Genomic DNA, 13,336 nt, shown 5'->3' with positions numbered 1-13,336 from the left:
AGACTTTCGGCGCGACTCGGTTACGGCGCGGGGCCGAAGCTCTCGACCTTCGCGCCCTCGGTGTCGAAGCCCGCGTCGTCGAGCGCGTCGACCGCCTCCTCGCAGAAGCCCGCGAAGCCGTAGACGAACGCCGCTGCGTCCGGACGGTCCGCGACGGACTGGACGGCATCCGAGAGGTCGCCAGTGACGAACACGACTCGCGCACCACCGACGGAGAGCGCGGAGAGGCGCTCCTCGTGGACCGGTTCGTCGTCCCGGTAGACGAGCGTGACCTCAGCGCCCTCGCTGATCGCTCGTTCCGCAATGCCGATGGCGGGGCCGACGCCGGGACCGCCCGCGAGCAGGACGATCGACTCCTCGCCCTCGTAGTAGTCGTCGCCGTACGGGCCCTCGATGCGGACCTCGTCGCCGGGTTCGCGGTCGGCGAGCCACGGTCCGAGTGCTCCCTCGGGGTCGACGCCGACGGTGACCTCGAACGTCCCCTCGACGGTCGGCGAGGACAGCGTGTAGTAGCGCCCCTCCTCCTCGCCGTCGAACTCCGCGAGCATCCGCACGAACTGTCCCGGTTCCGCCGCGAACTCCGCCGGCGCCGCGAAGGTCAGTGCGACCGTGTCCGGCCCCACCTCGCGGACTTCGCGCACGGCGACTGCAGTCTCGTCCATGCTCAGCGTTCGCGTTCGCGGTTCAAATGGATTGGCTTCCGATCCGTGCACGCACGCTCGCCCACTCCGTCACGCGACCCCGTTCGCCGTTCGGAACTCGTGGTAGACAGACAGGCGGAACTGGAGGCTCGTGGCGCCGATAGAGCTACTCGAACCAGCAGTACTGGACGAACGTCCAGTTCTCGGGGAGAGCAGGTGTGCTTCCCCGGTTTGGACGCCGAATGCGGCTTCAGAAGCCTTTTTGCTCGCGGCGCGGCAAGCCGCTAGTACATGCACGACGACCTGAACTGGGCCATCGGCGGCGAGGCCGGCGATGGAATCGCTTCGACCGGCAAGATCTTCGCACAGGCGCTCTCGCGCGCCGGCCGGCACGTGTTCACCTCGAAGGACTTCGCCTCTCGCATCCGGGGTGGCTACACGGCGTACAAGGTCCGAACGTCGGTCGACCAGGTACAGAGCGTGGTCGACCGCCTCGACATCCTCATCGCGCTCACAGAGCGCACCGTCGACGAGAATCTCGACGAACTCCACGAGGACTCCGTCATCATCTACGACGGGGAACGCACGGAGTTCTCGGACTTCGAGGCGCCCGAAGACGTGACCGGTCTCGACGTCCCGCTGAAGTCGCTGGCGGAGGACGCCGGCGGCGCCATCATGCGCAACGTGGTCGCGCTCGGCGCCGTCTGCGCCGTCGCCGACTTCCCCATCGAGAACCTCGACGAGTCCCTCGAGAAGCGCTTCGGCAACAAGGGGGAGAGCATCGTCGAGAACAACAAACAGGCCGCCCGCCTCGGCTCCGAGTACGTCGAGGAGCACTTCGCAGAGGAGGGCCCCCGCTACTCGCTGGACACGACCGACAACGACTACGTCCTGCTGAACGGCGACGAGGCCATCGGCATGGGCGCCATCGCCGCTGGCTGCCGGTTCTACGCCGGCTACCCCATCACGCCCGCGACCGACGTGATGGAGTACCTCACCGGCCGCATCGAGCAGTTCGGCGGCCACGTCGTCCAGGCAGAGGACGAACTCGCGGCCATCAACCTCGCGCTCGGCGCCGCCCGCGCCGGGGCTCGCTCGATGACCGCGACGTCCGGCCCGGGTATCGACCTGATGGCCGAGACGTTCGGGCTCGTCGCCACCAGCGAGACGCCGCTGGTCATCACGAACGTGATGCGCTCGGGTCCCTCCACGGGGATGCCGACCAAGCAGGAGCAGGGCGACCTGAACATGATGCTGAAGGGCGGCCACGGCGAGATTCCGCGCTTCGTCGTCGCGCCCACCTCCGTCGCGGAGTGTTTCCACAAGACCGTCGAGGCGTTCAACCTCGCGGAGAAGTACCAGGTGCCGGTGTACCTCACCGCCGACCTCTCGATGGCGGTCACCGAGCGCACCTACGAACCGGACGAGTTCGACATGGACGAGGTCGAAGTCGACCGCGGGAAGCTCGTCGACGAGGGCGACATCTCGGCCTGGCAGAACGAGAAAGAACAGTTCCAGCCACACGCCGTCACGGCCGACGGTGTCAGTCCGCGCGCGCTCCCCGGCACGAAGGGCGGCGTCCACATGTCCACGGGCCTCGAGCACGACGAGCTCGGGCGCCGGACCGAGGACACGGACGTCCGCGTCGAGCAGGTCGACAAGCGCTACCGCAAGGTCGACACTGCCATCGAGCAGGAGAACTTCGACTACCGCGAGTTCGGCGACAGCGAGGCCGACAGCCTCGTCATCTCGTGGGGGTCGAACGAGGGGACGCTCGTCGAGGCGCTCGACTACCTCGACGAGGACGGCGTGAACGTCCGCGTCATCTCGGTGCCGTACATCTTCCCGCGCCCCGACCTCAGCGACGAGGTCAAGGCCGCAGAGGACGTCGTAGTCGTCGAAGCCAACGCGACCGGCCAGTTCGCAGACGTCGTCGAACACGACGTCCTCGAGCGCGTCGAGCGCATCAACAAGTACGACGGCGTCGACTTCAAGGCAGACGAACTCGCCGCCGAGATCAAGGAGACCCTAGCATGAGCTCAGAGAACGTCCGATTCACCGACTTCAAGTCCGACAAGCAGCCCACGTGGTGTCCCGGCTGTGGCGACTTCGGCACCATGAACGGGATGATGAAAGCACTCGCCGAGACCGGTAACTCGCCCGACGACACGTTCGTCGTCGCGGGTATCGGTTGTTCCGGCAAGATCGGGACGTACATGCGGTCGTACGCCCTCCACGGCGTCCACGGCCGCGCGCTCCCGGTGGGCACCGGCGTCAAACTCGCCAACCCGGACCTCGAAGTGATGGTCGCGGGCGGCGACGGCGACGGCTACTCCATCGGCGCGGGCCACTTCGTCCACGCCGTTCGCCGGAACGTCGACATCACGTACGTCGTGATGGACAACCGCATCTACGGCCTCACCAAGGGCCAGGCGTCCCCGACCAGCCGACCGGACTTCGAGACGGCGACGACCCCAGAGGGGCCGAAGCAGCCCCCGGTCAACCCGCTCGCGCTCGCGATGGCGGCCGGCGGATCGTTCATCGCCCAGAGCTTCTCCTCGGACGCGATGCGTCACACGGAGATCGTCCAGGAGGCCATCGAGCACGACGGCTTCAGTCTCGTGAACTGCTTCAGTCCGTGTGTCACGTTCAACGACGTGGACACGTACGACTACTTCCGGGACAGCCTCGTCGACCTCTCCGAGGAGGACGACTACGACCCGACGGACTACAACCAGGCCAAGGACGCCATCCTCGAGGCCGACAAGGAATACATGGGCATCCTCTACCAGAACGAGGACTCCGTCCCGTACCACGAGGCCCACGGCGTCACGGAGAACATGGCCGAGATTCCGGACGGCGCCCCCGACGGCGCGACGGACCTCGTCCGCGAGTTCTACTAACGGACCTTCTTATTTCGTCGGGTGCGCGCAAAGCGCGCACCGCTCTCTGCTCACGGCGCGGTCCGCGCGCCGATGCTGGTCTCTCCCGCCAACCTCGGTGGAAAGTACGTTTTACAGTGGTGCGCGAGAGAGCCCCGTGTATGAGCAGAGCGAACGCGAGTGGCCGGAACAAACTGGCGCGAATCCGCCGCTACCGGCGGCTGATGTACGGGTCGATACTGGTCGGCGTCGGCGGGTTCGTCGCGGCGGGCGAGTTCGGCTACCCCCTGGTCGGCCTTGCCGTCTACTGGGTCGGCATCCTCGGGTTCGTCGGCGTCTGGAAGGGGACGTCCGTAGACCTGTTCGACGAGCGTGACGCCGCGTTAGAGCGCCGCGCGAGCTATCTGACGCTCCAGATTGCGGCCGTCGTCGGGTTGCTCACGATGACGACACTCGTCGTCGCGGAGAACACCGCAGCCGTCGACGTCCCGGACCGCGTCTGGGGCGGGTTCGTCGCGCTATCCGCGCTGTTCGTACTGTACGGAATCGTGTACACCGTCGTCCGGTACCGCCGATGAAGAACGACGTCCGCGCCCACAGGGAGGAAGCGGGGCTGAGTCAGGCTGACCTCGCGGCCGCCGTCGGCGTCACGCGCCAGACCATCAACGCCATCGAGCGCGACCGCTACGACCCCTCGATCGAACTCGCGTTCAAGCTCGCGCGGCAGTTCGACTGTCGCATCGAGGAGCTGTTCGACCCGGAACTCGACGATGACAGCGACTGAAAGGAACGTACACTGCCGAATTCGTCCTCACCGATAGATTTAGGTGGACGTGTAAAGCATACTTTACTGTAAAGCTCGCTTTACACCTCGCGTCTCGTGCAAGCCATGACCCGAACCCGACACAGCCAGAACCGACACGCCGAACCGCCAGCCAGCGACGACCCAGCCCACACATGACCACCGAGTGCACACCCAGTGACCGCCAGCAGAACCCGATAGACGCGCGACTCGATCGGCTGATGGACTCGGTGTCGGCGTGGAGCGCCCTGTTCGTGGGCGCGACCAGCGTCGTGCTCTCCCGCGAAATCGCCGAACGCCTCCCGTTCGGCGACTTCTACCAGGCGCTCGCACTGTTACCGGTCACCCTCGCGGTCGTCTACGTCCTGCTCGTACTCGCAGTGCGTCTCGAAGGCCGCGACCGCTGAACCCCGACCCCCATCCTTACTACGCTGTCCCCCGTCGTCCCGCACGTGACAGGCTACTGGGACGAGCGTCACGAGCTGACGCCTGAGCCGACGACCGAGATGGACGTGGACGACCAGAACGGCGGTCGCCACCTCGTCTTCCTCGCGCGCGTCGACGACGAGTCCGTCCGCGACGCGTTGCGCCCGACGCTGGACGCGCTCGCGGAGTTCGACTGTCTCGCCGTGGTCCCCCAGAGCTACCTCCACGTGACGGTGACGGTGGCGGGGAACGTCGGCCCAGACCAGCGACTGTCGGCGGGTGACGAGGCGGACATCGCTGCGGCAGGGCGGGAGGCGTTCGCGGACGCGCCGGCGTTCGAGGTGACCTTCCCGCGACTGGACCTCTTCCCGTCCGTGGTGTTCGCGGCGGTGGACGACGGTGGTTCGTTGAGGGGGCTGAACGAGCGAGCCTGTGGTATCGAGGGCATCGAGGTCCACGACCGCGACGAGGGGTACGTCCCCCACCTCACGCTCGCGCAGTTCCGGTCCCAGAAGGGGTACGAGGACCTCCTCGCGTGGCTGGAGGGGAACCGGACGCTGGACGTACCGTCGGTTCGGGTGACGGACGTCGAACTGGTGGCGGTCGACCTCGACGAGCGGTTCCCCGACTTCGAGACGGTGGCGCGGTACCCGCTGGCCGACTGACCCGAGGGGCGCGGGGAACACCGGACTTTTCGTCGCTGCTCGAGAGGTGAGCGCCATGACGGACACCGCGCCGGAACCGTTCCGGTACGACGCCGAGGTCGACCCCGGGGAGAAACGCCACATCCGCTACGAGATCGGGGAGACGTACCTCGGCGACCCCGTGGAGATGCCGGTGACCGTCGTGAACGGGGACACGGGCGGCCCGACGGTGTTCCTCTCGGCTGGCGTCCACGGCGACGAACTGAACGGCGTGAAGGTGCTCCAGGAGGTCGCCGACCGCTACGAACCGCGCGACCTCCACGGGACGCTCGTCTTCCTGCACGTCGTCAACGTCCCGGGCTACCTCGCCCAGCAGCGTGACATCCCCATCTACGATCAGGACCTCAACCGGTCGTTCCCGGGCCGGGAGCGCTCGAACACTGCCGAGCGGATGGCTCACGAGGTGTACCGCCGGTTCGTCAGCCAGGCCGACCTCGGAATCGACCTCCACACGTCCACGCGGAACCGGACGACCATGTACCACGTCCGCGCGGACATGTCGAACTCCGAGGTCGAGCGCCTGGCCGAGTCCTTCGGCGCGAACGTGATTCTGAACGGCGCGGGCGACGGGGGGTCGCTGCGCGCGGTCGCGACGGGCGACGGCATCCCGACGATCACAGTCGAGATGGGGAAGGCCCACCGGTTCCAGCGGCCGCTCATCGAGAAGGCGAAGGCCGGGGTCGAGAGCGTGCTCGCGGAGTACGGTGTGCGGCCTGACGGTGAGCGGGCGAACCCTCACTGGCAGAAGATCCTCGGAGGCGACCAGGAGAAGCGGTGGCTCCGGGCGGACACGGGTGGTCTCGTGGAGATGGAGTGGGGACCGGCGCCGCTCGTCCACGAGGGCGAGACCATCTGCACTATCAGCGACCACTTCAGCAGCGAGGAGCACGTCGTCACGGCGCCGTTCACTGGGATTCTCGTCGGCGTCCTCGAGAACCCGGTGGCGCTGCCGGGCCACCCGCTCTGTCACCTCGCGCGCATCGACGCGGAGACCCACGCCGAGATCGAGGCGGAGATCGAGCGCGGCGAGTTCGACGGCTACCGCTCCCTCGGCCTCCGGTGGATGGGTGATGGGGAGGACGCCGAGTGACCGGGGTCGGGTGACAGTTCTGCCACCGCGACCCCCAATTACGCCCTCTCGCGGGCGTCAGGAACGTTCCCGCGTGTTTTTTATCTCTGACCTGATTTAGATTGAGTAACTATGGCCACGGGCGCAGCCATCCACCGCCTCCGTCGGCCCGCAACCCCCGGTGCGGCCGCCTACCCGACGGTTCGTCGAGCCGACCGAGAAGGACGTGGCCCACACACGAGCGACCCCTCCGAGGAGTTCTCCTATGTCTGAGCATTACGACGTCGTCGTCGCCGGCGCCGGTCCGGCAGGAGCACAGTGCGCGCGAGATCTCGCCCGACGGGACTACGACGTGGTCGTCCTCGAGACCGAGTCCGAGGACGAGTTCCCGCGGCAGTCGAACAAGTCGACGGCGGGCACGTTCGCGTCGATGACGGGCGCGTTCGGGATTCCCGACGACGTGGTGATGCACTACACCGACGAGGTCGTCCTCGAGTCCCCGAACGAGCACTTCGTCCAGCACCAGCCCGGTGCCGTCCTGGAGTTCGCGGACTTCAAGCGCTACCTCGTGGCCGACGGCCGCGACGAGGGCGCAGAGTACCGCTTCGACGCCCGCGTGAACAACCCCATCCTGGAGGACGGGGAGATTGTCGGCGTCAAGTACGCCGGCTCCGAGGAACTGTACGCGGACATCGTCGTCGACGCCACGGGGCCGGCGGCGCCGCTGGCGAAGAAACTCAGCGTCTGCGACCTCAAGCGCAAGCACCAGGCCATCGGCGTCGAGTGGGAGATGGAGGGTGTCGACGTCGACCACGAGGACTACGCAGACCTCAGCGACGCGATGATGCTGCGCCTCGACCACGACCTGGCGCCCGGCGGCTACTCCTGGATCTTCCACACGGGCGAGGACACCGCGAAGGTCGGCCTCTGCTACATCCAGAACGAGAGCTACCAGCGCTTCGGGAACTCGGGGATGGGCATCGACGACTACCTAGACTACTGGCTCGACTCCGACCCGCGCTTCGAGAACGCCGAGAAACTCGAGGGCAAGCAACACCGCGGGTCCGCCCACATCCAGATGCCCGCCAGTCTCAGCACGGACAACTTCATGGCAATCGGCGACACCGTGCCGACCATCGACCCGCTGTGGGGCGAGGGCATCCACAAGGGGATGGAGTCCGCTCGCGCCGCCGCAATCACCGCCGACCGCTGTCTGATGGGCAACGAACAGGACACGTCCGCGGACGCGATGGCCGTCTACGACGAACTGTGGCACAGCCGCGTCGCACCCGACATGCGCACCCGGCTGACGATGACCCAGCTGCTGTACCTCGCGCCGAACGAGCGCTACGACACGCTGATGCGGGACCTCAACGCCACGGACATGGAGACGCTCAGCCAGGCCAACGAGGGCGGGTGGCGCTCGCTCGCGAAGCTGTTCCACGTCAGTGACCTCCCGTTGCTCGCGCGGTTCGCGAAGCAACGCCTCGCGGAGTAGACCACAAGGCCTTTTCTGTCGAGCGCTGACCCGTAGCGCGATGGCAGCCCTCCCACCGCTCGGGTTCGGCACGTTCAAACTGCACGGCGAGGAGTGCACACGGGCCGTCGAGAACGCGCTCGACGTCGGCTACCGACACGTCGACACCGCGCAGTTCTACGAGAACGAAGCCGCAGTTGGCGACGGCCTCGAACGCAGCGACGTCCCCCGCGAGGAGGTATCCGTGGCGACGAAGCTCTGGCACGACAGCCTGGACAGCGAGTCCGTCCACGAGGGGGTACGCGAGAGCCGCGAGCGCCTCGGCGTCGACACCATCGACCTCGTCTACGTCCACTGGCCGGCGAACACGTACGACCCCGAGGAGACGCTCGGCGCACTCTCGGAGTGCTACGACGACGGCCTGCTCGACGCCGTCGGCCTCAGCAACTTCACGGCCGAACTCGTCGACGAGGCGCTCGACGTCTGCGACGCACCCGTCGAGGCGGTCCAGTTAGAGCGTCACCCACTGCTGCCGCAGACAGGCCTCTGTGCGCACTGCGCGGGCCGCGACCTCGACGTGCTCGCGTACAACCCCCTGATGCACGGGTTCGCGCTCGACCGACCGGAAGTGGAGGCTGTCGCAGCGCGCCACGACGTCAGCCCGGCGCGGGCGCTGCTGGCGTGGCACCAGGCCGCTGGCGTGACGCCGGTTCCGAAGGCGTCCTCGCCCGAACACGTCCGTGACAACTACGCGAGCCTCGACCTCGAACTCGACGGCGCGGACCTCGCGCGCATCGACGGCATCGAGGAACGCCGCCGCCTCGGCGACCCCGAGTTCGCACCGTGGTAGGGTCTCGCCGGAGCCCAAATCCCTAACCGCACGCCCCTCGTTTCAACGACCATGGCACAGGACACGGAGCGACGCGCACCGCTATCGAACGGGATGCCCGTACTCGGCATCGGCACCTGGCAGAACGAGGACCACGGCCAGTGCGCGGAGAGCGTGCGCACCGCCCTGGACCACGGCTACCGGCACGTCGACACCGCCCAGGCCTACCGCAACGAGGAGGCGGTCGGCCGCGGCATCGCCGAGTCGGACGTCGACCGGGAGGACGTCTTCCTCGCGACGAAGGTGTGGACGAGCAACCTCGCACACGACGACGTTCTCGAGACGACCGAGGAGAGCCTCGACCGCCTCCGCACGGACTACCTCGACCTGCTGTACGTCCACTGGCCGGCCAACCAGTACGACCCCGAGGAGACGCTCTCGGCGTTCGCGGAGCTCCGCGACGAGGGGGCGATCGAGCGCATCGGCGTGAGCAACTTCGAACCCCGCCACCTCGACGAGGCCCGGGACGTCCTCGGCGAACACCCGTTCGCGAATCAGGTAGAGTTCCACCCGCTGCTCCCCCAGGAGGACATCCAGGCGTACACCCAGAGCAACGACGTCGAACTCGTCGCGTACTCGCCGCTCGCTCGCGGCGAGGTGTTCGACGTCCCCGAGATCCAGAACGTCGCCGAGAAGCACGGCGTCAGCGAGGCACAGGTCAGCCTCGCGTGGGTCCGCGAGAAAGGCGCCACGGCCATCCCGAAGGCCACGGGCGCAGACCACATCGAGGACAACTTCGCCAGCCTCGACGTCGAACTCGACGACGAGGACGTCGAGCAGATCGACAGCGTCGGCCGACGCGACCGGCAGGTCGACCCGGACTTCGGTCCCTGGAACTGAGCGCTCCAGGAACTCCCGTTCTCTCTTCGGCGTAGCAGACTGCCCCGGGGCTCGCCTCGAACAGCCCCCGCGACCCGTTCGGAGCGGTGTCAACAGTTACTGTCAGGCCGGCCGAACAGTGGCGTATGTCGGACTCGGACTCCGAGGGGTCCCAGTGAGCAGCGTCCTCCCGTGGCCCCGCCGCCCCATCTCGAACGTCTACGACGCGGCGTACAGCGGCGTCCCCAACTGGGACATCGGACGGCCCCAGAGTGCGTTCGTCCAGCTGGCCGACGCCGGACTGGTCCGGAGTCCGGTCCTCGACGTCGGCTGTGGCACCGGCGAACTGACGCTGTACCTCGCCCGCCAGGGGTACGACGTGCTCGGAGTCGACCTCTCGTCGCTGGCCGTCTCGCAAGCCCGCGAGAAGGCCCACTGGCGGCGGATCCCCGCGCAGTTCGTCGTGCTCGACGCCCTCGACCTCGCTGCCCTCGCAGACCGTGGCTTCTCCTTCCGGACCGTGCTGGACTCCGCGATGTTCCACGTGCTCGGGGACGAGGAGCGCGACAGGTTCGTTCGCGCACTCGAGACGGTGGTCGAACGGGGCGGGCTCTACTGCGTGCTCGGCGACGTGCGCCGGAACTCGGACGCCGTATACGGGCTCACGCCCGCCGAACTCCGGCGCCGGTTCGGTGACGGCTGGACGGTCGTCTTCTCCTACGAGGCGGTGTTCGAGCGCCGGTGGAGTTCGAACCCCGCACACTTCGTCGGCCTCCGGCGTCGCTGAACGTGCCGGAACCGGAGTGGGTTCCCGCCCACGACGGCCGTCCTCAGGGTTCGAGGCGGTCGGGGTCCCGCGGGAACAGGATGGCCTCCTTGACGTTGTCGACGCCGGCGAGTTGCTGGACGAGGCGGTCGATACCCAGGCCGTAGCCGCCGTGGGGCGGGACACCGTACTGGAACGCCTCGAGGTAGAACTCGAAGTTCTGGGGGTCGACGCCCTGTGCGGTCATCGTCTCCCGGAGGCGCTCGACGTCGTGTTCGCGCTGGCCGCCGGAGGAGAGTTCCTGGCCGCGGTACAGGAGGTCGAACTTCCGGGAGGCGACGTCGTCGCCGGGGACCGCCTGCATGTAGTAGAACTTCTCGTCGGGGTAGCCGACGACGAAGACGGCGGGGTGGCCGCGCTCCTCGAAGTACTCACCGAGCAGGCGCTCGCCCTTCGTGTCGAGGTCGGTGTCGTCCTCGGGGACGTGGTCGTACTCCTCGCGGAGGATCTCGCGAGCCTCCTCGAAGGTGACTCGCGGGAAGTCCTCGTCGGGGACCGCGAGGTCGACGCCGAGGACGTCGAGTTCCCGGCTCGCGTCCTCGACGACGGTCTCGATGGTGTGTCGCAGGGACTCCTCCTGGACGTCCATCACGTCGTGGTGGTCCTCGACGTAGCCGAGTTCCACGTCGAACATCGCGATCTCGGAGACGTGCCGGGAGGTGCCGAAGTCCTCCGCGCGGAACGCGTGTCCGACCTCGAAGAGTCGGTCGAAGCCTGACGCGACGAGAATTTGCTTGTACAGCTGCGGGCTCTGGGAGAGGTACGCTTCCTCGTCGTAGTAGACGACGGGGAAGAGGTCCGCGCCGCCCTCCGCGCCGGCGGTCGACAGCTCCGGCGTGTCGACCTCCTCGAACTCGTTGTCGTAGAACCACGACTGCATCGCGTGCATCGCTTTCGAGCGCAGCGAGAAGACGGCGCGGCTCTCGGGTTTCCGGACGTCGAGGTGTCGCTCGTCGAGGCGCGTCGAGAGGTCGGCGTCGACGTCTTTCGAGATCTCGATGGACGGGTCGCCGGTGGCCTCGTTGATCACGGTCAGTTCCGCGGGCGCGAGTTCGACGCCGCCGGGTGCCTGGTCGGTCGCTTCGAGCGTGCCGACCACCTGCACGACGTCCTCGCTGGAGAGCGCTTCGGCGCGCTCGAAGACCTCCGGGGTGTCGTCCTCCTTGACCACTACCTGCAGGCGGCCGGTGCGGTCGCGGACGACCACGAAGAGGATGCCGCCGAGGTCGCGGAGTTCGTGCACGTGGCCGGCGATAGTGGTCTCGCTGCCGTCGTCGTCGGGCGATACGTCGTGGATGTAGGTTCGTTCGAGCATGCTGGTGTGAGTGTCTGCGAGCAGTCGGACGCGATACTGCCCCCTGAGGAGGGGCGGACAGTCGAAACGGACGATAGAAGTTGTTTTGCACCTGCTCACGCAGGCGCATTATTCGTGACGACGGCGACACTGCGGCCGGTCGACCGGCGACGCCACTGCGAGTGAGACGTCGACCGAAGTGGGCGCGTCGCCGCTATCATCTCTGCATCCAACTGACCGCCTGCGGCTTATAGCAGTTTTGAATACGGTGTCGCCTGGAACGCTGACGGCGGAGCAGCATGGCAGGGAGCGTGCTGTTCACCGGCAAGCACAGCTTGCCGAGCCCTCGCTCACTCCGTTCGTGAGGACACTGCGTGAGCGAAGCGAGAGAGCACGGGCCGACGACTGATCGAGGCGAGCGAATCGAGCGGAAGGAAGGAGGAGCGCGTTTTAGCGTAGCTTTTCCCCAGCGAACGAGGGCGCGTCAGCGCCCGAGAGAGCGCAGGAAAGAGGGACTACATGTAGCCGAGGTCGCGCAGGCGCTCCATCAGGTCCTCCTTGTCCTGGGCGCGGCCGGCGCGCTCGGTGGTGTTGTCGAGGTCCTGCAGCCAGGCGGGTTCCTCGGCGGACTTGTCCGTCGACACTTCGCTGCCGAGCGAGCGGAAGCCCTTGAAGTACTTCGGGGAGACGGGGATGTCCTCGTGGGTGATGCCCTCCGGCAGGTCGTCGTAGCTCTGGGGGACGTAGCCGTCGTCCGGGTAGTCTTCGACCGTCTCGGGGACGACGTAGTACCAGAAGGCGTCCCACACGGCGGCCTCGTCGAACTGGATGATCGGCTGGATGCGGTCGTGGGGCGGGTAGACGTCGGGGTCGTGGCGCGGACTGAAGAACGTCTCGTCGGCGCGGGCCTCCTGTTCGTCCCAGCGGATACCACTGAGGATGCCGTCGACGTCGTACTCCTCGAGGGCGTTGTTGAGCGCGACGGTCTTGAGGAGGTGGTTACCGACGTAGGTGTCCAGCAGGAACGGGAACGTGTCCTCCTCGTACTCGAGGAGGTCGCGGACGTGGTGCTGGTTCTGCTCGTTGAGGTCGTCGATCGGGATGTCGTCGCCTGGGGTGAGCCCGTTGGCGTCGACGTAGTCGCCGATGTCGGTGTTCTGCGCGTAGACGACGTCGAGGTCCCACTCCTCGGCCCACTTGTCGACGAAGTCGTGGAGTTCGTCGAAGTGCTGGAAGTGGTCGATGAAGATGGCCGGCGGCACTTCGAGGTCGAACTGCTCGGCGACTTCCTTCACGAAGTACAGCGTGAGCGTCGAGTCCTTCCCGCCGGTCCACATGATGGCGGGGTTCTCGTACTCCTCGAGGCCCCGTCGGGTGACCTCGATTGCCTTCTCGATCTTGTCCTGCAACGTCGGGTAGTCCTCAGGGGACTCCCCTTCACCGTCGCTGTAGTCGACGTCGAGGTAGTCTGGGAATGCCTCGCCCATACGTGCGGTGTCGACGGCGT

General features: G+C 67.1%; 14 protein-coding genes. 11 read left to right on the top strand and 3 right to left on the bottom strand.

Annotation, left to right across the window (positions count from 1 at the left end):
- Positions 1-20 precede the first annotated feature (20 nt).
- Complete coding sequence (locus tag LT965_RS12315) at positions 21-662, bottom strand: FAD-dependent oxidoreductase (RefSeq protein WP_232701100.1); 642 nt, start codon at positions 660-662, stop codon at positions 21-23.
- Positions 663-932: 270 nt separating this feature from the next.
- Between LT965_RS12315 and LT965_RS12310 the strand changes: the two genes are divergently transcribed.
- The 11 genes from LT965_RS12310 to LT965_RS12260 all read left to right on the top strand — a co-directional run bounded on the left by LT965_RS12310 (position 933) and on the right by LT965_RS12260 (position 10,496).
- Positions 933-2,678 (top strand): 2-oxoacid:acceptor oxidoreductase subunit alpha, encoded by a 1,746-nt coding sequence (locus LT965_RS12310; RefSeq protein ID WP_232701099.1) that lies wholly within the window; start codon positions 933-935, stop codon positions 2,676-2,678.
- Positions 2,675-3,544: a 2-oxoacid:ferredoxin oxidoreductase subunit beta gene (locus LT965_RS12305; protein WP_232701098.1), complete on the top strand. Its 870-nt coding sequence runs from the start codon at positions 2,675-2,677 to the stop codon at positions 3,542-3,544. Before LT965_RS12310 ends, LT965_RS12305 begins: the two co-directional genes overlap by 4 nt.
- Before the next feature lie 140 nt (positions 3,545-3,684).
- A complete protein-coding gene (locus LT965_RS12300) occupies positions 3,685-4,101 on the top strand; it encodes a DUF2178 domain-containing protein (protein ID WP_232701097.1) in 417 nt (138 codons plus the stop codon).
- Positions 4,098-4,307 (top strand): helix-turn-helix transcriptional regulator, encoded by a 210-nt coding sequence (locus LT965_RS12295; RefSeq protein WP_232701096.1) that lies wholly within the window; start codon positions 4,098-4,100, stop codon positions 4,305-4,307. The genes LT965_RS12300 and LT965_RS12295 overlap by 4 nt, the downstream gene beginning before the upstream one ends.
- Positions 4,308-4,480: 173 nt before the next feature.
- Entirely contained in the window at positions 4,481-4,732 is a 252-nt protein-coding gene (locus LT965_RS12290; RefSeq protein ID WP_232701095.1) for a hypothetical protein, read from the top strand.
- 45 nt (positions 4,733-4,777) lie between these two features.
- Positions 4,778-5,416: a 2'-5' RNA ligase family protein gene (locus LT965_RS12285; RefSeq protein WP_232701094.1), complete on the top strand. Its 639-nt coding sequence runs from the start codon at positions 4,778-4,780 to the stop codon at positions 5,414-5,416.
- 55 nt (positions 5,417-5,471) lie between these two features.
- Positions 5,472-6,545 (top strand): succinylglutamate desuccinylase/aspartoacylase family protein, encoded by a 1,074-nt coding sequence (locus tag LT965_RS12280; protein ID WP_232701093.1) that lies wholly within the window; start codon positions 5,472-5,474, stop codon positions 6,543-6,545.
- 244 nt (positions 6,546-6,789) lie between these two features.
- Positions 6,790-8,022 (top strand): digeranylgeranylglycerophospholipid reductase, encoded by a 1,233-nt coding sequence (locus LT965_RS12275; RefSeq protein WP_232701092.1) that lies wholly within the window; start codon positions 6,790-6,792, stop codon positions 8,020-8,022.
- A 40-nt stretch (positions 8,023-8,062) separates the two neighbouring features.
- On the top strand, positions 8,063-8,851 hold the full coding sequence (locus tag LT965_RS12270) for an aldo/keto reductase (protein WP_232701091.1): 789 nt from the start codon (positions 8,063-8,065) through the stop codon (positions 8,849-8,851).
- Positions 8,852-8,902: 51 nt separating this feature from the next.
- A complete protein-coding gene (locus tag LT965_RS12265) occupies positions 8,903-9,730 on the top strand; it encodes an aldo/keto reductase (RefSeq protein WP_232701090.1) in 828 nt (275 codons plus the stop codon).
- 154 nt (positions 9,731-9,884) lie between these two features.
- A complete protein-coding gene (locus tag LT965_RS12260; RefSeq protein ID WP_232701089.1) occupies positions 9,885-10,496 on the top strand; it encodes a class I SAM-dependent methyltransferase in 612 nt (203 codons plus the stop codon).
- 43 nt (positions 10,497-10,539) lie between these two features.
- On the opposite strand, the gene aspS is transcribed toward LT965_RS12260, so the two are convergent.
- Both aspS and LT965_RS12250 read right to left on the bottom strand, forming a co-directional pair.
- The gene (aspS, locus tag LT965_RS12255; protein ID WP_232701088.1) at positions 10,540-11,850 is read right to left on the bottom strand and encodes an aspartate--tRNA(Asn) ligase; all 1,311 of its coding nucleotides are present in this window, start codon (positions 11,848-11,850) and stop codon (positions 10,540-10,542) included.
- 494 nt (positions 11,851-12,344) lie between these two features.
- Positions 12,345-13,316, bottom strand: a complete 972-nt coding sequence (locus LT965_RS12250; protein WP_232701087.1) for a phosphoadenosine phosphosulfate reductase family protein — start codon at positions 13,314-13,316, stop codon at positions 12,345-12,347.
- Positions 13,317-13,336 lie beyond the last annotated feature (20 nt).

Source organism: Halobacterium wangiae, from assembly GCF_021249345.1.
In the GTDB taxonomy this organism is placed as follows: Archaea; Halobacteriota; Halobacteria; order Halobacteriales; family Halobacteriaceae; genus Halobacterium; species Halobacterium wangiae.
This window is presented reverse-complemented; position numbering and strand designations above follow the sequence as displayed.